The sequence below is a fragment of the Prevotella sp. C561 genome (assembly GCF_000224595.1).
Lineage (GTDB): Bacteria > Bacteroidota > Bacteroidia > Bacteroidales > Bacteroidaceae > Prevotella > Prevotella jejuni.
Window position 1 is genome coordinate 61307 of the sequence record NZ_JH114150.1, and the last position, 23363, is coordinate 84669.

General features: G+C 42.8%; 13 protein-coding genes, 1 tRNA gene and 2 pseudogenes. 9 read left to right on the forward strand and 7 right to left on the reverse strand.

Annotation, left to right across the window (positions count from 1 at the left end; translation table 11 throughout):
- Positions 1-9: 9 nt before the first annotated feature.
- Entirely contained in the window at positions 10-447 is a 438-nt protein-coding gene (dut, locus tag HMPREF0666_RS11780) for a dUTP diphosphatase (protein ID WP_009012588.1), read from the reverse strand.
- 314 nt (positions 448-761) lie between these two features.
- Here dut and dgt point away from each other — a divergent pair, with 314 nt between their 5' ends.
- From dgt to HMPREF0666_RS11810, 5 genes and pseudogenes are all read left to right on the forward strand, one after another.
- Complete coding sequence (dgt, locus tag HMPREF0666_RS11785) at positions 762-2099, forward strand: dGTP triphosphohydrolase (protein WP_009012589.1); 1338 nt, start codon at positions 762-764, stop codon at positions 2097-2099.
- Between the two features lie 123 nt (positions 2100-2222).
- Positions 2223-3218, forward strand: coding sequence for a YqiA/YcfP family alpha/beta fold hydrolase (locus tag HMPREF0666_RS11790; RefSeq protein WP_009012590.1), 996 nt, complete (start codon positions 2223-2225; stop codon positions 3216-3218).
- A 266-nt stretch (positions 3219-3484) separates the two neighbouring features.
- A pseudogene (locus tag HMPREF0666_RS16140) lies at positions 3485-6930 on the forward strand (AAA domain-containing protein).
- Positions 6931-7267: 337 nt separating this feature from the next.
- The gene (argS, locus tag HMPREF0666_RS11805) at positions 7268-9088 is read left to right on the forward strand and encodes an arginine--tRNA ligase (protein WP_009012593.1); all 1821 of its coding nucleotides are present in this window, start codon (positions 7268-7270) and stop codon (positions 9086-9088) included.
- 231 nt (positions 9089-9319) lie between these two features.
- A complete protein-coding gene (locus HMPREF0666_RS11810) occupies positions 9320-9787 on the forward strand; it encodes an RNase H family protein (RefSeq protein ID WP_009012594.1) in 468 nt (155 codons plus the stop codon).
- 548 nt (positions 9788-10335) lie between these two features.
- Here HMPREF0666_RS11810 and HMPREF0666_RS11815 read toward each other — a convergent pair.
- From HMPREF0666_RS11815 to HMPREF0666_RS11825, 3 genes are all read right to left on the reverse strand, one after another.
- Positions 10336-11193, reverse strand: coding sequence for an enoyl-ACP reductase (locus tag HMPREF0666_RS11815; protein WP_009012595.1), 858 nt, complete (start codon positions 11191-11193; stop codon positions 10336-10338).
- A gap of 173 nt (positions 11194-11366) precedes the next feature.
- Positions 11367-11984 carry a DUF2238 domain-containing protein gene (locus tag HMPREF0666_RS11820; RefSeq protein ID WP_009012596.1) on the reverse strand — a complete coding sequence of 206 codons (618 nt, stop codon included), beginning with the start codon at positions 11982-11984 and terminating at the stop codon, positions 11367-11369.
- Positions 11985-12103: 119 nt separating this feature from the next.
- A complete protein-coding gene (locus HMPREF0666_RS11825) occupies positions 12104-13180 on the reverse strand; it encodes an ankyrin repeat domain-containing protein (protein WP_009012597.1) in 1077 nt (358 codons plus the stop codon).
- Between the two features lie 762 nt (positions 13181-13942).
- On the opposite strand from HMPREF0666_RS11825, the gene HMPREF0666_RS11830 reads away from it, so the two are divergent.
- The 3 genes and pseudogenes from HMPREF0666_RS11830 to HMPREF0666_RS11840 all read left to right on the forward strand — a co-directional run bounded on the left by HMPREF0666_RS11830 (position 13943) and on the right by HMPREF0666_RS11840 (position 16633).
- The gene (locus HMPREF0666_RS11830; RefSeq protein WP_009012599.1) at positions 13943-14917 is read left to right on the forward strand and encodes a DNA adenine methylase; all 975 of its coding nucleotides are present in this window, start codon (positions 13943-13945) and stop codon (positions 14915-14917) included.
- A gap of 16 nt (positions 14918-14933) precedes the next feature.
- A pseudogene (locus tag HMPREF0666_RS11835) lies at positions 14934-15758 on the forward strand (type II restriction endonuclease).
- Positions 15755-16633 carry a site-specific DNA-methyltransferase gene (locus tag HMPREF0666_RS11840; protein ID WP_009012602.1) on the forward strand — a complete coding sequence of 293 codons (879 nt, stop codon included), beginning with the start codon at positions 15755-15757 and terminating at the stop codon, positions 16631-16633. The pseudogene HMPREF0666_RS11835 and the gene HMPREF0666_RS11840 overlap by 4 nt, the downstream one beginning before the upstream one ends.
- Before the next feature lie 596 nt (positions 16634-17229).
- On the opposite strand, the gene HMPREF0666_RS11845 is transcribed toward HMPREF0666_RS11840, so the two are convergent.
- Complete coding sequence (locus HMPREF0666_RS11845) at positions 17230-19362, reverse strand: DUF3857 domain-containing protein (RefSeq protein ID WP_009012603.1); 2133 nt, start codon at positions 19360-19362, stop codon at positions 17230-17232.
- A 52-nt stretch (positions 19363-19414) separates the two neighbouring features.
- Complete coding sequence (locus tag HMPREF0666_RS11850; RefSeq protein WP_042856325.1) at positions 19415-21241, reverse strand: transglutaminase domain-containing protein; 1827 nt, start codon at positions 21239-21241, stop codon at positions 19415-19417.
- A 209-nt stretch (positions 21242-21450) separates the two neighbouring features.
- On the opposite strand from HMPREF0666_RS11850, the gene HMPREF0666_RS11855 reads away from it, so the two are divergent.
- The gene (locus tag HMPREF0666_RS11855; protein ID WP_009012605.1) at positions 21451-23007 is read left to right on the forward strand and encodes a sulfatase; all 1557 of its coding nucleotides are present in this window, start codon (positions 21451-21453) and stop codon (positions 23005-23007) included.
- 115 nt (positions 23008-23122) lie between these two features.
- Here HMPREF0666_RS11855 and HMPREF0666_RS11860 read toward each other — a convergent pair.
- Positions 23123-23207: transfer RNA gene (locus HMPREF0666_RS11860), tRNA-Leu, on the reverse strand.
- Positions 23208-23363 lie beyond the last annotated feature (156 nt).

The window sequence follows — 23363 nt, forward strand, 5'->3', positions numbered from 1 at the left end:
TCTTTATCTTTACTTCACGCCTGTGTGGCCATATCCTCCTTCACCCCGTTCGGTCTCATCAAGCATATCCACCTCAACAAACTCAGCCTGTTCATGCCGTGCAATGACCATTTGTGCAATGCGTTCACCGTCGTTGATGGTGAAAGGCTCATCTGAGAAGTTAATGAGAAGAACCATGATTTCACCACGATAGTCGGCATCTATCGTACCAGGAGAGTTCAGAACGGTTAGCCCATGCTTCAAGGCAAGACCACTACGAGGGCGCACCTGTGCCTCAAACCCTACTGGGAGAGCGATATGAAGACCAGTCGGAACGAGTCTTCTCTCCATGGGTTTCAATACGATAGGTGCGTCGATATTAGCGCGGAGGTCCATCCCCGCACTCTGTGAAGTAGCATAAGCAGGAAGCTGCTGATGCCCTTTATTGATTACTTTAATCTGTATCATTGCTATATAATAAGGTACAAAATTAATCAATTAAAGCCATATTCATACATTTTATGTAGTAAAAAACTTGTTTTTAGCCAATTTTAATTACTTTTGCGTGTAGCTTTCAATCACCGAACTAATCATCATCTCATTTCATCAACACCCAACATTCAACACCCATCAACCAACTTTCAACACCCCAACTCAGCATCATCTCATTTCATCAACACCCAACATTCAACACCCATCAACCAATATTCAACATCCAACTAATCATCAGCTCATTTCATCAACACCCAACATTCAACACCCATCAACCAACAACAACCGCAATGAACTGGCAACAATTAATATCCAACAAGCGTCTCGGACAGGAAGAGCGACATGCCCTTCGACACGACGACCGTTCTGAATTCAAGCGTGACAGCGACCGACTGATATATTCTGCACCCTTCCGACGACTGCAGAACAAGACCCAAGTATTCCCTCTACCAGGCAGTGTCTTTGTGCACAACCGCCTCACTCACTCCTTGGAAGTGGCCTCCTTAGGTAAGTCCTTGGGTGATGACGTAGCAAGAAGACTCATCGAAATACACCCAGAGTTGCGTGGTACGCTCTTTGAAGAGATTGGAACCATCGTACAAACAGCTTGTTATGCGCACGACATGGGTAACCCTCCTTTCGGTCATAGTGGTGAGAAGGCGATGCAAGCATTCTTCACAGAAGGTCCAGGAGCCAGCTTAAAGGACCGTGTCAGTCCACATTTCTGGGAGGACATCACCCATTTTGAGGGCAACGCCAACGCCTTTCGCCTGCTGACCCACCGTTTCTTAGGTCGAAGAGAAGGTGGATTTGTGATGACCTACACCACCCTTGCGAGTATTGTCAAGTATCCTTTCAGTTCTACCTACGCTGGCAAACACGGTAAGTTCGGCTTCTTTGCTACGGAGGAAGACACTTACAAGAAGATTGCAGATGAATTAGGTATCATACAGAAGGATAGCTCTGAGACTGGTATCTGTTATGTTCGCCATCCATTGACCTACCTTATGGAGGCGGCAGACGACATCTGTTACGAGATTATGGATATCGAAGATTCTCATAAACTCAAGCTCCTTTCGTTTGAGGAGACAGCCGACTTGCTCCTTGGCTTCTTCGATGAGGCGACAAAGAAGAGTATTCGTCAGCGCATAATAGACGAGGGTGTGACCGACCAAAACGAACAAGTCGTTTATTTCCGTGCCTGTGCTGTGGGATTATTAGAGGCCGAGTGTGTCAATGTCTTCGTCGAACACGAGGACGAAATACTCAATGGAACATTCGAGGGGTCGCTCATCAAGCATATATCCGAGCTTCCTCGACAGGCTTACAAGCACTGTACAGAGGTCTCAGTAGACAGGATTTACCGCAGTAAGGCGGTCCTCGACGTTGAACTATCAGGTTATAAGATTATGGAAACACTGATGGAAGCACTCATCGGAGCGGCCGTTGAGCCTGAACACTTCCACAGTCAGCAGCTTATCCGACGCTTCTCAAGCCAGTATGACATTCAAAGTCCTTGTCTTGAAACACGTATCATGGCAGTGCTCGACTTCATCAGTGGGATGACAGATATCTATGCTCTCGATATCTATCAGAAGATAAACGGTATCAGTCTTCCCATAGTTTAACCCTCTCTTCAGCCTTTCCACAAGGCAAAGAGGACTTAGAGGAAAAGGATTAAAGCACTCTACAAGACAGCTGTCTTAACTCCCTTTCACTCCTTCAACTCCTTTCACTCCTAAAAAGAAACAATGGAAAATCAATATAAAAAGACCTTTCCTGACCTCATGGTAGGAAAGAAGATTATCTACGTTCACGGCTTCATGTCAGCCGGTTCAAGTCACACAGTACAAATACTAAGGGACTACATGCCCGAAGCTACAGTCATTGCGCCCGACCTCCCCATACATCCTGAGGAGGCAATGGAGCTCTTACACAACCTTGTCGACACCGAGAAGCCCGACTTAATCATAGGTACTTCAATGGGAGGAATGTACACGGAGATGCTTTATGGGGTCGATCGAATATGCGTAAATCCTGCTTTTCAGATGGGAACTACCATCAGCGAGACCAATATGATGGGTAAACAAGTGTTTCAAAATCCACGACAAGACGGCATACAGGAGGTTATCGTCACCAAAGCATTGGTTAAGGAATACAAAGAGATAACCGAGAAGTGCTTCTCTCAAGTGACGGAAGAGGAGCAGCAACTTGTCTTCGGACTCTTTGGCGACGCTGATCCCGTTGTCCATACCTTCGACCTTTTCAACGAGCACTACCCTCAAGCGATTCGTTTTCATGGTGAACACCGACTCATAGAGAAGGCTATTTATCACTACCTAATGCCCGTCATCCGATGGATTGACGACCGACAGGAGGGACGCGAACGGCGAACTGTACTCATAGACCAGAACACGCTCGCTGATGGATACGGCAAACCGAAGTCGAGTCTGAACAAAGCTTACGAGTTCCTGCTCGATAACTACAACGTTTTCTTTGCCTGTCCAGCACCGACAAACAACCCATCTGCAATCACCGAACAGCAAGCATGGATAGAGGACACCTTCAGTGCACCTGCTTGGAACCATGCCATCTTCACCAACCAGCCGCAGCTTCTCTATGGCGACTACCTTATCAGTAGTAAAAAGCACGATGATTTCCTCGGAACAACATTGCTTTTTGGTAGCGAAGAGTTCAAGACTTGGGAGGAAGTTATCACTTTCTTTGAACGCTTAGGAGGACAGTAAGCGAGCAAAGCGACCAACCTCGTCGAATTATTTTCATGAAGAAAAATATTTCTTGTCATGAAAAAAAATATTTTTCTTCATGAAAAAAAATTCTTCTTTTCATGAAAATAATTCACGACAGAGGACTCTCTGCAATAGATAAAGCGCATAGTAAACTGACAACAAAGCAATAACACCCACTCAAAACATAACCCAGCAAATCAATCTCCACGCTCTGTAAGAATACACGTCATACACGTTCAGCGTACTAAGGAGACACTCTCATCATGGCACACGAACTCTTTGTACGTATTGCCGACATCCTTTCGGCACCTTCTGAAACGCAGGCTCTCATCATGCACGAGACACTTGTCATTGCTTGTCACGAAGGATTGAAAAATACCCGACATGGTTTCGGTAACCTGTCGTCGCAGGTGGAGTCGCTATGTAGACAACATCACATAGCTCCACAAGACATTGTAGCAATACAGAAAATGCGTAGGCATAGTAACTCTACGGCCCCCATTCTACCCGACGACGTGGCCTACGACTGTCGTGCCTTGGCTATCTTCGTCTCTGCAGTCGTACAGGAAGCTATCCCTTCGTTCCTTGTTAAGATGATTCCAGCACGTGGACGCACAACAGAGAACATACAGATAATGAATTATCGATACATCCGCTGTATCGTAAGAGAGTGGGATGACAAGACGATTCAAGTAGCTGTAACCAATCAAGACAGTAGCGAAGAGCTTCTGACAGTAGACTATATGGACACACCAGAGTATATTGATTTTAGCTACTTACGCCCTATGCTACGCGAAGGGATGCAACTAAACCTCCTTGACTGTACTGTCACACGCAAGAAGGTAGTACCACGTCTTGTCGTTGTTGAGCCAGACTATCTCATAGACATCTCTACCATTGCCAACTGTTTTGAGTCTTACGGACATCATCCGTTGCTCTTCACCGTCAACCGACTTAGTCCTCGTCTCAGTAACAAGTATTTTCTATTGGGTAACTTTGCTGGTTCTGCCCTCGACGATATCATCAATCATCCTGCAGAATACGACATTAAAGACACCTTTCGGTCTAACTTTAGAGAGAAGGCATTGGACTATGCCACCTGTCCTGGCTTTGATGCAGCATCGTTCAAACAAGATGCTGAACGACAGGTGGAGAACATCAAGGAAATTGTAGACGAAATCTTCCGTAGTTTCGACCGCCAGAAAGCTATCCTCGAACCGTCGTTTGTATGCGAGCGGTTAGGCATACAGGGTCGTGTAGACCTTATGACGACCGACTTAAAACTGCTTGTTGAACAGAAGTCGGGCAAGAATTACTTTATTGAAAGAAAGACTCGCAATGAGCATGGGTCGCTCCATGTAGAGAAACACTACGTGCAGTTGTTGCTTTACTATGGTATTCTGCAATATAATTTCCAACTCAGTCCGAAGAACACACACATCGAGTTGTTGTATTCTAAGTATCCTCTACCTGACGGATTACTTGAGGTTGAACCACTGCAAAAGCTGATACGTGAGGCTATTCGCTTCCGTAATCAAGCTGTGGCAACGGAGTTCTGGATGGCAGAAAATGGTTTTGAAAAGATATTACCACTGCTTACTCCGCAAACACTGAACACTGAGAAGCATGATGATGATTTCTATAAACGTTATCTACTACCACCACTCATAGCATTACTGGCACCACTCCATCAGCTCAGCGACCTCGAACGAGCCTATTTCACACGTATGATGACCTTCGTTATCAAGGAACAGTTGGTTTCAAAAGTGGGTGTGCAAGAGGGCGTTGGGAGTAGCAATGCCGACCTTTGGAACATGCCGCTTGCGGAGAAGAAAGAGACGGGTAACATCTATACAGGTCTGACTATCATCGAGAAAGAGCGTAGTAACTCGTTCAACGGATACGATACTATTACGCTCTCCGTGCCTCAACAGGGTGAAGACTTCCTCCCTAACTTTCGCAGAGGAGACATGATTTACCTCTATGCATACAAGAAGAAGGAGGCTCCTGACGTCAGGAAGAGTATTCTCTTCAAAGGTTCTCTACAGGAGATACACGGTGACAAACTTGTTGTACACCTCAATGACGGACAGCAAAACCCTAACCTTATCAGCGGAGACTACTTCGCCATTGAACATGCGGGGAGTGACATCGGTGGTACATCGGCTATCAGAAGTCTACACACCTTCATCACCTCAAGTGAAGAACGGCGTCAGCTGCTTTTAGGACAACGTGTGCCACGCAGCGACAAGTCGCTTACCTTGTCTCGTAGCTACCACCTCGATTATGACGAAATCGTCTTGAAAGCAAAGCAAGCACAGGACTATTTTCTTCTTATCGGTCCTCCTGGTACGGGTAAGACTTCACAGGCTCTGCAGTTCCTTGTGCGTGAAGAACTGGCTGGCAACATCTATTCGCAATCAGCAGCAGCTTGTATAACGAATGTTTCTATGTCTAACAACCCATCAGAAACCATCAACACCCAACACTCAACACCCACCCCCAACCATCCATCCTTCTCCTTGCATATACAAATCGTGCTGTCGATGAGATTTGTAATATGCTGACTGAGAACGAACTCGACTACATCCGCATAGGTAACGAGTTCAGTTGTGATCCGAAATACAGTGATCATCTATTGAAGGAGGTGTTAGATGAGAATGCAACCCTCAACAGTATCAAGTCTACCTTGGTTGCAGCTCGCATCGTAGTAGCCACTACCTCTACAATGAACAGTAATGCTTCGCTCTTTAACATCAAGCATTTTGACCTCGCTATCATCGATGAAGCAAGTCAGATATTAGAGCCTAATGTGATTGGACTACTGTCTGCCCGACATGGAGAAGAGCGTGCAGTAGATCGGTTTATACTAATAGGCGACCATAAACAACTGCCTGCGGTAGTGCAGCAACAAGACTCTTTAGAGATGGATGAGAGCCATCAGATTCTCAAAGACATCCATCTCTTATCCTGTGCTAATTCCTTGTTTGAGAGACTTATCCTTACCGAACGGGTAGCTGGAAGAACTGATTTTATTGGTACACTACACAAGCAAGGACGCATGCACCCCGCTATCGCCGATTTTGCCAATCGTAAGTTCTATGCTAAAGAACGGTTGGAGTGTGTTCCATTAGCCCACCAGTTGGAAGAAACATTAGCCTACAACGAAGCAAGCGAAGACGAAACTGACGAGCTGTTAAAGGCGCATCGTATGATATTCATCCCTTCAAAACCTTGTAGACAACTGAATATATCAGAGAAGGTAAACATGGAGGAGGCTCGTATCATTACTGACCTGCTTAAACGACTATACCGACAACTTGGCAAGGATTTCGATGCACAGAAATCTGTTGGGGTCATTGTGCCTTATAGAAATCAGATTGCAATGATTAGAAAGGAGATAGAGAAACTTGGTATTCACGAACTTGAAGAAATCAGTATAGACACTGTTGAACGCTATCAGGGTAGCCAGCGTGATATTATCCTGTATTCGTTCACTATTCAAAGTCGCTATCAACTTGACTTCCTGACGGCCAACACCTTCTATGAAGATGGTCTGCCTATTGACCGTAAACTGAATGTTGCTATCACGAGAGCCCGCAAACAGCTAATTCTAACAGGTAATGAATCGACATTAAGACAGAACCAACTATTTGAAGAGCTTATTGACTATATCAAAGAGAAGGGTGGATACTATACGTGGGGATAGATAAGGTGAGGAAAAAGTATATGTGGTAACATTTCTTGTTATGGATATGCACAAGGGATGTGGGGCATAGTCTCTAATAGTGCTGAGGATTAAAAGGCATCTTGTAGATTATCAACTCTGTTGTAAGTTAGTATCAGAAAGGAGTTACACAACCGCATATAAGCTTAATGGAGAAGGTGGGTAGGACTCGTTATAACAATCTACAACATACGTGTTTTGGCTTAAAAGTAAGCCTAATTACGGCCTCTAATTTACGAAATGAGAATTAACAAGCTTCCTCCTGCCGTTATTCAACTGATTTTCCGTAACTTTGCAAACAGATAAAAAGTAATAAAAGATGAAGATAGAAGCACAAATTACCATTGCTGCACTTGCAGCTGTCAAGGAGTTATATGGGACAGAAGTCCCAGAGAAGATGATTCAGTTGCAGAAAACACGCAGCGACTTTGAGGGTAACCTCACACTCGTAACATTCCCACTACTGAAGACTTCACACAAGAAGCCTGAGGACACAGCACAAGATATAGGTGAATTCTTGAAGAAGAACTGCAAGGCTGTGGCTGACTTCAACGTTGTTAAGGGTTTCCTTAACCTTGTTATTGCACAAGCAGCATGGACGGGTCTGTTGAACGACATCAACGCTGACGAAAAGTTCGGCGAGAAGCCGGTGACAGAGGAGAGTCCTTTGGTGATGATTGAATACTCTTCACCTAACACTAATAAGCCTCTCCACCTCGGACATGTACGTAACAACTTGCTCGGTTGGTCGTTGGCACAGATTATGGAGGCTAACGGCAATAAGGTAATAAAGACGAATATCGTTAATGACCGTGGTATCCATATCTGTAAGTCTATGTTGGCTTGGCAGAAGTGGGGCAATGGTGTCACACCAGAAAAGGCTGGTAAGAAGGGCGACCATTTGATTGGTGACTTCTACGTACTATTCGATAAGCACTTTAAAGAGGAGTGTCAGCAACTGCAAAAGCAGTATGAAGAAGAAGGTATGACGGCCGATGAGGCTAAAGAGAAGGCAGAACACGAGGCTCCACTGATTAAGGAAGCACATGACATGCTCGTGAAATGGGAGAATAACGACCCTGAGATACGTGGTTTGTGGGAGATGATGAATAACTGGGTTTACGCCGGTTTCGATGAGACTTATAAGGCGTTAGGAGTCGGTTTCGACAAGATCTACTACGAATCAAACACCTACCTCGTTGGTAAAAAGAAGGTGGAAGAAGGTCTTGCAAAGGGGCTCTTCATCCGTAAAGACGATAACTCTGTATGGGCCGACCTAACAGATGAAGGCTTGGACCAGAAGCTCTTGCTGCGTAAAGACGGTACATCAGTTTACATGACACAGGACATTGGTACGGCAGAGATGCGCTTCAACGACTTTCCTATCGATAAAATGATTTATGTCGTGGGTAATGAGCAGAACTATCACTTCCAAGTTCTATCCATACTCTTGGACCGCTTGGGCTTTAAATGGGGTAAAGACCTTGTTCACTTCTCGTATGGTATGGTCGAACTACCGAACGGCAAGATGAAAAGTCGTGAGGGTACGGTTGTCGATGCGGATGATCTTGTAGCCTCAATGATTGTGAATGCGAAGACACTTAGCGAAGATAAGGTGAACAAACTAGAAGGTATTACAGAGGAGGAGAAGGACGAGATAGCACGTATCGTGGGTCTGGGAGCATTGAAATACTTCATCCTTAAGGTCGACGCACGCAAGAACATGCTATTTAACCCAGAGGAGTCTATCGACTTCAATGGTAATACTGGCCCCTTCATTCAGTACACCTATGCACGTATTCGCAGTATTCTTCGTAAGGCCGAAGCACAGAATATCACCTTACCAACATCCCTTAGCGACGATGCACCGCTCAATGAGAAGGAGAAAGCACTCATTCAAAAGCTCAACGACTTTAGTGTTGCTGTCGCACAGGCAGGTGTTGACTATAGTCCAAGTGGTATAGCAAACTACTGCTATGAGCTTACCAAGGAGTTTAACCAGTTCTATCATGACTACAGCATACTCAATGCAGACACCGAAGCAGAGCGGATTACCCGCTTGATGATTGCTAAGAACGTAGCTAAAGTTATCAAGAACGGTATGGCACTGCTTGGTATTGAGGTACCAGAGAGGATGTAAAACTATCTCTCCGACCCTTCCAAGGACGGGGAGACCTAATGGGGTTATAGATTAATATACCTTGTAGAAAGCTTACTATACAATAGTTTATTAATCTGTACCCCCTCTTTTGATTTACTTATAACGAAGAGTAAGAACCATTAGTAGGGAGTAATAAATAAGAGAAAACAAACTACAATGGCTTTGGAATCAAAGAACAACAAACAACAACAGCAGTAAACAGCAAATTCAATGAGCCAACTTGTAAACCCTCCTACCTACCGTAACGATACCGTATTGCCATTGCCACCTGAGGTGCGATGTCCCTCATGGGCTGTTGACGCCGCTTGTTCTGGTAATCCAGGACCAATGGAGTATCAATGTATTGACCTACAGACAGGAGAACAAGTATTCCATTTTGGTCCAGTAATGGGGACGAATAATATTGGTGAATTCCTTGCTATTGTTCATGCCTTGGCGTTGATGGAGAAACAGGGAATCAAGGACAAAGTCATTTACAGCGACTCTTATAATGCCATCTTATGGGTGAACAAAAAGCGTTGTAAGACCACTCTCGTACGTAACGCAGGTACTGAACAACTCCACCAAGTCATCGCCCGCGCTGAACACTGGCTCCGAACGCATAAGATAACGACACCTATTATAAAGTGGGAGACAAAGAAGTGGGGGGAGATACCTGCTGACTTTGGAAGGAAATAAGCCCTTGTCCCAATCTTCTTAAAGAGAGAAAGACATGGCTTAGAGGCTCATCCCACCATTTACTAAGCGTAGCCAAGATCTAAACGCAAATAGCTTGAAACGCCCCATTTCAGCCTTCTTAAAAGAGGAGAAACCATTAATTAAAAGTTAGTCTCATTCCTCCTAAAAGCCAGAAAGCCCTTGCGTATAAGCCTTTTTCACCCTTCTTAAAGGAGAAGCTACACCTATTGAGACATCTATCTCAGCCTACCCAACAGAGAAAGAACCCTATTCTCTTATTCTTTGAACTAACAAGCAAACTCCCGTCAAGGCTATACGTCAATAAAAGAAAACAAAAAGCTTCAGTAAGTCTCGGCCTACTGAAGCTTTTCTTATACCTTAAATTATTCCCAAGCCCTTCCCCTTTTAGAAATGTGAAGCAGATCACCTCTCACCCTGACAGGCTTCCGTTAGTCGCTTCCTGCCATCGGAAGAGGTTAGAGAAGTTGCCTACCTAAACTACCTCCCGTAGGTTCTTTTCCTGCTTTGTAGGACTTAGTTAGAGATTGTTAACCGTATATTATATTACCGTTCTCGTCCTTATATTCATCAAGACCCTTCTCGTATGTGGCCATAGCACGTAGACTCATACCTACATTAGAGAAGCCTCCATCATGATAAAGGTTCTGCATTGTAACCTTACGAGTGAGGTCTGAGAACATTACGATACAATAGTCTGCACACTCATCAGCACTTGCGTTACCCAATGGAGACATACGATCGGCGAAATCGAAGAGCTTATCCATACCCTTAACACCAGACCCTGCGGTTGTCATTGTAGGTGATTGAGAGATGGTATTGATACGTACATGCTTCTCGCGGCCATAGATGTAGCCGAAACTACGGCCTATGCTCTCCAATAAAGCCTTAGCATCTGCCATGTCATTGTAGCCGTAGAAGGTACGCTGAGCTGCCACATAAGAGAGAGCAAGGATTGAACCATACTCGTTGATAGCATCCAACTTCTTAGCACTCTGTATCATCTTATGGAATGATACAGCAGAGATATCGAGTGTTGTATCAAGCAGATTGTAGTCCAAATCATCGTATGTACGATGCTTGCGCACGTTTGGTGACATACCAATTGAGTGCAGAACGAAATCGATCTTCCCCCCCAACACTTCCATAGAGCGCTTGAACACGTTCTCTAAGTCCTCTACATTGGTTGCGTCAGCAGGGATAACCTCGCAGTTCAACTTCTCTGACAGTGCATTTACTGTACCCATTCTCACTGCAACAGGAGTATTTGACAAAGTGATTACTGCACCTTCCTCAACGGCTCTCTCAGCTACTTTCCATGCAATAGACTTCTCATTGAGGGCTCCAAAAATAATACCTCTTTTACCTTTTAATAAGTTGTAACTCATAATCTACGTTATTCAAATTTGGTGTAAAGGTAAGAAAAAAAGGCTGATTTCCCAAGAATTTATACATAAATTACGTCAAAATGACATCTATAAATGCCAATACTCCTCCCTTGTCCTGACTTTCTTATCCATATTAGGACCTTCATCAACCGGCCGTTAGGCCACTTTCTACCCTACTTCCTACGCACTATTACACAACGCAACATATATATCAACAGCATCCCCGTAGACCCCACTAATGCCATAGCCATATCCTTCTGTGCATCCCACATGTCTCCTTGCTGTCCGTTATAATTGTCGGCTACATCCGAAGACATGACGATCGTCAATAGCCACTCAAATAGTTCGTAAATCATACTACCCGTCTGGACCATCAACCACGCCATGAAAATAGCAACAACAGATGATTGTTTTACCCACTTTCTACAAACATAAACGAAATAAGGAAAGAACAACACACCAAATGAGAAGTGTACTAACCGGTCGTAGTGATTGCGTGGATCGTGAAAGAAACCTCTATCTACCAAACCTAATGAGACCGCCCACTCCTTATAGGGGACGTAGGAATAAATGTAACGGGCACCTATAACATGAAGAACCGTGAAACAACTAATACCGATAAAGGCCGACATTGGCAATCGCTTCCTAAACACATCGATGGTCAAAGGTACCAATAACAAGACTGTGCCAATATGTTGTAGCACCTGTTCATTCGGATAAATCGGGTGAATACAGGTAACGATAGTTAACGTCACCAGCATTAATACGAGTGTAAGTCTTATCTTATCCATCAGCAAACTATTTATCTATCAACACACCAAAGGTGGCTTTTTCTTTTACAGATTAATACTTTTAATACGCCTCTTCAACATCTTCTCATCCCCTAACAAGCCTCAACTAAAACGCTCAATCAATATGAACGCCCTTTGTAGGTCATAATCACATGCTTGATTTTCTCCGTCTGCTCCCTATCGTAGGGGCTAATCCTTGGGTCTTTAAGACTCTTCTCAATCATAGACAACAAGGTCTCATTGTCTTCATAGAACGTCAGGAAAGGATTAGCACCATGCTCCAAAAGATAAGTAACAACCTCATAACGTCTACCAATCATCGCTATCGTAACAGCTGAATAGCTTTTGTAAGTGCTATCATTAGCCGTGTAGTACTCTTGATAGTTTACGTCTGCACCATACTTCAACAATAACTTCACCATTGGAAGCGACCCTCTTCCTGCTGCCATGTCCAATGGAGCTAAACTGATAGTATCGTCTTCGGAATCTGGTAGGCGCTTAAAATCTTTCAAGTAAGATTTTATTGGTTTCACCGTAGCCCCGTGTTGCAGTAATATCTCCGCTATCTTGAGTTGCTCCTCAGATGGATTTGGAATTTCACAAAGGCTTATCAATGGCGTCTTACCATCATACCAGTTACTGAGATTTGGTTTAGCACCATGCCTTAATAAGCTCTTCACTGTAGCTACATTCCCATCCAAGCAAGCAAACCTCAGCATACTTTGCCCATAAAGCGTGTCTTGGAAGTTCACCAGCTTTGGCTGACTATATAAGATACGATCGATCTCCATTGTATCATTATCCTCCACTGCTGTGGCAAGCTCGGCAGCTGGTGTATCACGATATATCGTATATCTATACCCATCCAACGTAGAAGGACCTGCAGGACGAAGCGCTAACCAGGTTATCAACAAGCCTATAATCAACACAAGAATGGCATGCGGAATAATTGAGATGAACACCTTATGATAGCGCCGATACAGAACAGCTCCCAACTGAACTACCCCGATAAGCCATAGAGAATAGCTATTGAAGAGAAGGAGCATACCAATTCTCTCCAATTCATTAGTAGGTCCGTCATAGTTCATTATAGTCCAAATAAAGACAAATGGAGCAATCGGAACAGGCGTAAGGAATACCCATGAGACCCTTCTTAACCACAAAGGAAGAGTATTATCAAAGATACTTAGTTTCATAAGATTACATATATAATCAGCAACAAAGATACGAATTTCAATAGCTAAAACATACCATAAACGCAAAAAAAACGCTACAGCAAGACATAAGCAAGCTTTTTTAAGTTAAACAAGCCGCTACTTCTAAAAGGAATCAAGAGCCTTTAATAGTAGAACAAGCCGCTAACTCTGAAAAGAAACAAGTGCTTTTAATAGTAGAATAATGCACTACTCAAAAACAGTAACAAGCGTTTTTTATTAGTATAAAAGCCGTCGTTCATTAGCCTCCTATCCCTGTTCCACCTCATCCCCCCATCCCCTTCTCGAATTATTTTCATGAAAAAAATAATTTTCTTCATGAAAAAAAATATTTATTTACGTGAGAAAAAATATTTCTTTTCACGAAAATAATTCTAAGAAGAAGGTGAAGCGTACCAAAACCGTCGTGGTTTCTTTACATTTTTAAGGCGCAAAATACCCCTTATCTAAGCTCTTATATTCCTAAAAGGGCCCATGACTGTACCACCAATAACAAAGTTGTAGATGGCTATTTAGGCCATGGAGGGATGAAATATACAAGGAAGATAACCAAACAATAAATAAAACAAAATCAGAGACAGTCGACTATTCGATTAAATAGTAATAATAGTAAGATGGTTAAGGGCGAATGACAGCCTTTCAATCATCCCCGTAATCACACATTATACTTATTTTCATCTGAATAAATATGGCTTCTTCATAGTTTTTTTGTATTTTTGTCTACTCAAGTAAACTATAAATAATATGTTTAAAGCAAAGCCATTTATCAAATGGGTTGGCGGTAAGACCCAACTCATTGAACAACTTGAAGCACAGCTTCCAGCTGACTTTGATAATTGGGAGAATGCTACATACATAGAGCCATTCGTAGGTGGAGGAGCCATGCTCTTCTATATGTTACAGCGTTATCCTCGTATTCAACATGCTATCATCAATGATATCAACAGCGATCTCTGTACCTGTTATCAAACGGTCAGAGACCTACCAGAGCAATTAATAGAAGCATTGTACGATATAGAAAACACTTATCAGGACCTTAAGACAGAGGAGGAACGTAAATTATTCTTCCTAAACATGCGTGAACGCTACAATCAGAAGGACTTAAAAGCAGTTGAGAATACGACATTATTCTTTTTCCTTAATAGGACGTGCTTTAATGGACTCTATCGTGTAAACAAGCGAGGTCTATTCAATGTCCCCTTTGGGAAATACACTAATCCTACTATTTGCGATCCTAATACCATTCGAAGAGATAGCGAACTTTTACAACGGGTTGAGATTATCAATGCAGACTTTGAGGCAACATTTGACTATGCTCAAGGCAAGACTCTCTTTTATTTTGACCCACCCTACCGCCCTTTAAGTAACACTTCCAGTTTTAACGATTACACAAAAGAGGCTTTTAATGATAACGCTCAGGTAAGATTAAAAGAATATTGTGATAAGATTCATGATGCTGGCCATAAATTTATGCTCAGTAACTCAGACTGTAAAGGAATGAACGGAGACGACAATTTCTTTGATAATCTTTATAGCTCTTACAAAATAGAACGCCTCGTAGCTTCAAGAAGTATTAACTCCAACCCTCATAAAAGAGGAAAACTAACAGAGATATTAGTACACAATTATTTGAACACTAAGGCCAACACCACCAAAGTAAGCTACATCGAAAACTTAAGACAGGAAAGAGATGCAAAACTAAATACGCATATCATCTAACTTAATCATAATGAATATGGAGAAAAACTTTGGGACTTTCATGTCTCAACTACGGGAAACAAATCAAACATTAGGTTTCTTCTGCGATTTTGATAAAATATCTAATAATGTTGAGAACATAAAGTTAAGCCTATGTATGCTGAATAGTCTCATAGGAACAAACGACCTTCGACGAAGTGTTGAAACGATTTGGTAACGAGACAAAACGGCTTTCAACATCTTAGATATCCTCATTGCTGTTCGTAGTAATGGGCAGAAGAAGGTGCTTAACGCCAATGGGGAGTGTGTTGTCCTTGACAGTTTCTTTGAAAGCGTGGATAGTGTTGTTGAGTATTTAGAGGACACTGGACTTGCTCATATACTAAAAGAAGGAAGGATAAAGAACCTTGTTGATTACGTCTTCGGCATCGAAACAGGTCTTGATAGTAATGCTCGTAAAAATAGAAGTGGGCATGTTATGGAGAACATGGTATCTAAGATATTTGATGACAACAATATCACTTATCGAAAAGAAGTGTATTCTAAAGAATGGACAGACATTAAAAGAGTTTTAGGAGACGATGAGAAGCGCTTTGATTTTGTAATAGAAGCACATCAAAAGACTTATCTTATAGAAGTAAACTTCTATAGCGGAGGAGGCTCAAAACTAAACGAAGTTGCTCGTGCATATACTGACATTGCACCTAAAGTAAATTCAGTTCCAAACTTTGAGTTCGTATGGATTACTGATGGTATTGGCTGGAAGGATGCGAGAACCAAACTTCATGAAGCATATAACATCATCCCCAGCGTCTATAACCTAACAAGTATAAGTGATTTTCTGAAGCTTATTAAAGAATGATCTCATCCTTTTATAAATCACCAAACAACGATTTCACACTTACTCAAGGTGATTGTGTTGAAACATTATCAAAGTTTAAGTTTGGCTTTGATATGGTCTTTGCGGATCCTCCCTACTTCCTGTCAAGTGGCGGTATCAGCTATCAGAGTGGCAAGATAGTCTGTGTGGATAAGGGTGTTTGGGACAAACCAACTACACCAGAAGAGTTGGATACTTTCAATCTGCGCTGGCTTTCTGTTGTACGTGAGCACATGAAAGACAATGCCACGATATGGATATCAGGTACACACCATAATATCTTCAGTGTACAACAACAGTTATTAAAATTAGGATTCAAGATATTGAATGTTATAACATGGGCTAAAACGAACCCTCCACCCAATATTTCTTGTCGTTATTTTACATTCTCTACTGAGTTTATTATTTGGGCGCGTAAATCTTCAAAAGTACCCCATTACTTTAACTATGCCTTAATGAAAGAACTAAATGGGAATAAACAGATGACAGATGTATGGCACTTACCAGCCATTGGGATATGGGAGAAGACATGTGGAAAGCATCCTACACAAAAACCATTAGGCCTATTAGCAAGACTAATTCAGGCAAGTACTGAAGTTAATGCGTGGATTCTCGATCCCTTTAGTGGGAGTGCTACAACAGGCATAGCCGCAAACTTGTTGGGAAGAAACTATCTTGGGCTGGAGAAGGAGGAAGAGTTTCTGAATATGAGTAGGGCAAGAAGACTTGAATTAGAAGACCCAGACATTCGATGGAGTTACCTCAAACGATTAGAAAAGAATAACATCATACCCGCATCGGACACCTCTGTCGTATCCGATAGCTCGCAAGCGTGCTACAACACTCCTTGGATTTAGGATACTGTTAATTAGGTGACATAAAGATATCTATCTAAGAGATATTGGCAAACATATCTATCACATAATCTTTAAATAGGTGTTAAGACATAGTAACACCACCTAATTAGGAAGATGTTAGGGAGATGTATCAAAAGTAAAGAAGAATTACTCTGCAATTTAAAAGATATAGAATACGGCCTCTCGGGGACATAAATAGAAAAAGACAAAGACAACATGCTCAACTTAATTTGGTAGAGGATCTATCTTTGTTGGCTAATCCTGGTGAAGGATGTCTACGCCTTTCTCCAAGCCGATTTGTAGATTACTCAACAACTGCTTATGAATCTACTTGAGAAAACGGAACGAGGGAGAGGGGTGCCTTACATTTCCCTCTATCAGCAAGACTTTATTGAAAAAGAGGTGTATTGGCTCTTTGGAAATATTTTATATAGCGTATTGTAAGGTAGAAGAGACAACAAAAAGGCGGCCAGATTTGAGTATCTGTCCGCCATATTAAGGTTTCATTCTCCTCTTTCAAGCTAACATTCGTTAGAATCTCCTTCCCCTTCAGAGAGACTGGGAAGGGTTCTATGAGAAGCGTGAGAGAGTTTGGATTACTTCTTCAAAATAACTTGTAAGCTATTGAAATCGTATGCTTTATCAAGAGCAGATAACACGTCTGACCACTGAGAAACAGGCACTCGGTACTGCTTATACACCTTCTCGAAAGTCATTAATAGTTTACCATCCTCGACAGAAGCCTTTGAAGTAAAGGATATTGCACTATTATCTACATTAGAATTGAGTTTCTGCAAGCTTTCGGGAGATACTGTATAACCATCAGGAATGGTCAGACGTACTGTAACGGAGTAGGTTCTTGGGTAAGGATAGATAATATCTACATTGCGCTGACGCTCTGCTCCCTCTATATGAACCTGTTGACCGACAAGCTGACCGACAGAGACTACAAGGTTTCGACCGGCTTTCTTAACCAGACCATCCATCTGGTAATCTACAAGATAAGTAAAGGGTTTATCCTTCTCACCGCATGAGAGCACCTTAGTGTCATTCACTTTCACTGCTGCACGGTCGTGATATCCCTTAATCTCATCGCTGAAGTTATCAGCAATAGACTTTTTATCTTGCTCTGCACGTTCTGCTGCTCGCTGGTCAGCAACGTTTAATCCCTTGTCATAAAGCTGTGCGAACTTTGTTACGCCATAGTCAGCACCCCATGCCTGAGCCATCTGCTCAGCTGAAGTATAGTCCATGATGTTACCTTCTTTGTCGCATCCTGTGGTTGCATCTTGGCGTTTGATGTTCAGCAAGATACCATCGATAGTAGCATCAATATCCACCTTCTCTGTGTTATCCTTCGCCTGGCTGCCAGGGATAGTCACGTTTCTAAAAGGTCCATTTTGGAATTTCTTCTTCGCATCAGTAGCCACAGCGTCTCGGTTCTGATAGATAGAAGGGATGGTATTAGCCGTAGTGACGTATCGAGTACTTAGAGGGAAATAACACTGACCATTACTCAACATGAATCCATCTGTTACGTTCCAGATATTCGCCAACTGCCCAATAGGTTCGGTCATGCGGTTAGTTACCAACAAACGTGAGTATGGTACTTTGAGCTTATCAAGTAGGAATGCGAATACAGAACCAAAGTTCCTGTAGGAGAAATAAGGATTATTATGCACCAAGGTGTTCAACATAGCGAAGTTGTAGACATAGTTTGCTCTCTCTGTTGGATCGCTGATTTTCTTCGCTTCATCAATCACTTTGTTGAACATCTTATAGAATGTCCACTTGCTAGTAGTCACATCCCAGAGTGTCCAAGCGTCCTCTTGAATGACCTTCGCATCGGGGTTTGCCTGCAAACCTTTGGTCTTCATACTCTTTGGAATGTACTCTAAAACTACGTCCGCATTGATGAATAACATTGTATAAGGTGTCTGCGCCAATGGATTGTAAGCGTAATCAGGCATAGTCTTATCGATATTCTTCTCACGAACATCAAGAACAACAGCATCCTTGTCAGCGCCTTGCTTGAAATCAGGAGCACCATTCATTGTGCGGTACTGAGTGCATAAGTCCTTATCAATAGAGCAATGAACCTGATAATCAAGGATAGGATATTGACCACCAAAGAAGAACACTATTGGGTCAATATTCTCCTCTCTTAACTTGTCATAGTCATAGTAGAAGTAGTCAATCATGTCGCCTACTTGCAGATTAGGAACGGCAAGCTTTGCATGTTTCTCTTCTCCTTTCTTCCCTTCGTTATCGTCTTGATAATCCTTCTCTTCTACTTCCTTAATCGTTCCATTGGGCTTGATAACACGTACACCGAGTACTGTTCGGCGGTCGTTACGCCATAGTCCATTATTGAGAGAATAGTCGTATGTGCGGAACTCAAAGGTAGAGAACTTGTCCAAAGCAGCCTTATCATTAATCTTCACAAGGTTACGGACGAGGTGAGTACCCGTACATTGCTTCACCTTACCAAGGCTAAGCGCACTGAAGCGGTTGCTATAGTCGACTCCAACCTCCTCATATCTCGCCAAGACAACAGCCGACTCTTTATTATACTTTGCCGGTACTGTACGATTGTTGAATTGTGGGAGATCCTTCTTCCAGACCTCCGCTTTCACTTCACGTGCAAACTTTTGATAGTCCTCATCATCGAATGCCATCATAGGAAGAGCTATGATGGTGAGGAGTAGCAATGTGATTAGCTTTTTCATAATTATATGTATTGAAAATAATTAATAGCAGTTAAAACGAACGAAGAAAAGGCTATCTTCGCTTCAAGACAACTTGCTCGTTACAAGCATCCGTCCACTTCCTTAGCGCATCATTCCACTGTGGTATGTTCTTTAATGGGATTTGCCTTTTGTTTATTTGCATCTTTTGACGGAAAGTGATAACGTTCCCATTCTGCACAAATTGGCAGGTGAACGTACCCTCTGGAGTATTAAAGGTAGCTGAAGAAGGTAAGTAATCTACACGATAGCCAGCAGGAATGGTTAGCACAGCTTGCCTAACTACATTGCATCGAACTGGTAAATAGAAATCATGTGTACGTTGTGTCGTATCTATGCGAGCATCGAAGAGATTATTATGTGGGCTCATTTCGATATATAACTCTCCATCAGCCTGTTGCACAGCAGGCTTATTAACGACGTTACCAGTAAACTTTCCCCATTCGTGGCGAGGATCATCATCCACCCATTTCACGTCAGACACCGTCATATTATGCGTGTCAGAATTAAGGTTATTGGCAAGTAAATCATCGTTATGTTTGCTCCCAGCCTTGTCAGAAACCGTCATAAACCATTCCTTCATATCGCCTCGAGTCATATAGGTAGCCGTTCCCACAAGCGCATCTCCTTGTAGCTGATAATTGTAAGAGAGGCTATCAATAGACTCATCAGGCTTTCTGACGGGCACAATCTCAAGTCTTGGGCGGTCGCCATTGGCAATCATTGCCTGTGAACCTTGTATTCCTTGCGGTGTATAAGTGTATGGGATGTGCTTGCAAGTAGCATCAATAAAGTAAGTCTTACCTTTATATAAGAGCGTACAAATCACGTGATCGGCACTTGCAAGAGTAGGGACATCACTCATCTTAAAGGGTATCTCCTCCGTTCCTATATCTGTCCAACGAGCATCGAAACCCTGTGCTTTAAGTAAGGTAGTGAGCAATAACGCCATACCCTTACAATCACCATAACGCTTACGGAGCACCTCGGCAGGTGTATCTGGGCGATGTCCGGCTATTCCGGCTTCGTAGGCTATGTATCTAATGTTGTCTTGCACCCATCGATAAGTGTTGCTTATGCGGTCTTCGGGAGTCTTACTTGTTTTATTAATCTCGGCTAAGAGCGACTGAAGATTAGGTATATTGCAATCCACGTCAGCCATTTTCATCGACCAGGTGTACAAGTCGTTGACATCAGCAAAGGGACCGATAATTAAAAGATAAGGATAGACACTTGAAGAAGGAGGCATTTGCGGATCCTCTTTCATGCGATTGCAGTTGGCCATAGTATAGCGGTAAACCTCATCCGTAGGCGTTGACTCATGTGTTACCTGTATGTTATAGCCCTCAAAGTTCATCTCTTTAAGCCGATAGCCAGCCAACTTCTTAGGAATAGTGATGGTCAGTGTCTTGTGCTGAATGAAATAGTCCTCGAGCAAATAAACACGTGTGAAATACTTAATATCCTTAAACGTACGCTCAAAGGAAGCACTGCTTGTTTTGCCTTTCTTACTTATCTCACCTTGAAGGGTGCATGCCTTCGTATCGTCGTAGAACACATTTTCAGGAGTGACATTCGTATATTGCTTCTGACCATGCCCCGAGATATTATCCAAAGAGATAAATTCTCCATAGAAGACAGTGGTTTCTGGCATTACTTTCGTCACTGAATTAGACTGATAAGTGATTTTCTCTATGTTCTTTACAATAGGTTTATCACCATCAAAAGTCAATGTGTATTGTTCGTCACATTGTGAGATAAGAATCTTGTCATCCCATTGTTGTGCCTGAGCATAAGTCGTACAGTACGTGAAAAGAAGTACTGTAACCAGCGAACGGATTGTTTTTAAATAGCTTACCATCTGAAGATAAAATAGATAGAAATCGTTATACTGCCTATTGGTAATAACTTGAAAATGTGAAATAAAGACCACGTGCAAAGATAGAAAATTATTCTGAATAGGACGTAAAAGTCTTATATTTTTTAATAACATCGTAAAATTATGTTGTTGTTACCTACTTTCTTTTAACTTTGTGGCATGACTAAGAACCCAAGCAATAATTATCAACAATGAAGAATATCTATCTCTTCCATTTCACGAGACGCCCTTCTCCCCTGTTCGTAACGGCTTCGTTGATGTCAATAGGGGCTCTCCTTCCAGCTAAAGCACAACAAGTTAAGTCGCAGCCTAATATTATCTTCTTTATGGTTGACGATATGGGATGGCAGGATACGTCCCTTCCTTTTGCCGATTCGATTACTGCTAATAATCGAAAATACGACACCCCGAATATGGAAAGACTTGCTGCAGAGGGGATGATGTTCACAGATGCGTACGCAACACCTATCAGTTCGCCCTCAAGATGTAGCTTGATGACTGGCATGAATATGGCACGGCATCGGGTAACGAATTGGACCTTACATCGCGATCAGATGACAGATGGGAAGCGAGATGGGGTCACACTACCTGATTGGAATTACAATGGTATTGCACAGAGTGGTAATGTGGGGCATACAGCAAAGGCGATTTCCTTTGTACAACTACTAAAGAATGCGGGCTATCACACCATACACTGTGGGAAAGCACACTGGGGTGCGATTGATACTCCAGGTGAGAATCCCTGCCACTTTGGCTTTGATACAAACATAACTGGTACTGCTGCTGGTGGCTTAGCAACCTATCTAAGCGAGCGTAACTATGGCTTTACTAAGGATGGAAAGCCCACATCTCCCTTCGCAATACCAGGCTTGGAACGTTATTGGGGGACTGGCATCTTTGCGACTGAAGCCCTTACACGGGAGGCGATAGCGGCTTTGGAGAAGGCGAAAAAGTATGACCAGCCGTTCTATCTATATATGTCTCATTATGCCGTACACGTTCCCATCGACCGAGATATGCGTTTCTATCCCACCTATCGTGCACGTGGACTATCGGAGAAGGAGGCTGCCTACGCCTCGTTGATTGCTGGAATGGATAAAAGTTTGGGCGACCTCATGTACTGGGTGGCGCAGGCTGGACTCAAGCGAGAGACGATTATCATCTTTATGAGTGATAACGGAGGACTTGCCTCATCGTCCTATTGGAGAGACGGGGAGCTTTACACACAGAATGCACCACTCAAGAGCGGTAAAGGGTCACTATATGAAGGAGGGATAAGAGTGCCTTTCATTGTGAAATGGAACCACGTAGTAAAGCCCAACTCACGTTCACATACTCCGATAATCATCGAGGACCTTTACCCTACCCTGCTCTCTATGGCGGGAATCAAGCACTATCATGTGCCACAGACTATTGATGGGAAAGATATTACACCGATACTTCGTAGTAGGCAACAGGGCTTTGAGAAACGTCAACTGGTGTGGAACTACCCTAATATATGGGATGGTGAAGGACTGGGCATCAGCCTCAACTGTGCTATTCGTGAGGGAAAGTGGAAACTAATCTATTCGTATCTTACAGGGAATAAAGAGCTTTATGACCTCTCAACCGACCTCTCCGAAAATCATGACCTTGCTCCCTCTCACCCCAAACTTGTGGCCCACCTTTTCCACCACCTCACCTCCCGTTTGTGTAAAATGAAGGCCCAGCAACCGATTGTGGCGCACAAAAAAGAAGCGTATCCATAATCCCCATAACTCTACTCAACAATTCCAACGTCTATTCATTAACATCGAACAAAACTTTAAGCATCCCTTATAAAATAAAAAATCCCTTGCAAATCATCGATTCACAAGGGATTTGTGGTACCCAGACCCGGGCTCGAACCGGGATGGGTTGCCCCACTGGTGTTTGAGACCAGCGCGTCTACCTATTCCGCCATCTGGGCATGGCTGTTGTCTGAACAACGAGTGCAAAGGTAGAGAGAAAATCTGAATGTGGCAAATTTTTGAGGGATTATTTAATGACAATACGGTGATTCGTTAGTATTTGCGGTATTTAACATCAAAAGATTTGGAGGTATGAGTTATATAAGGTACCTTTG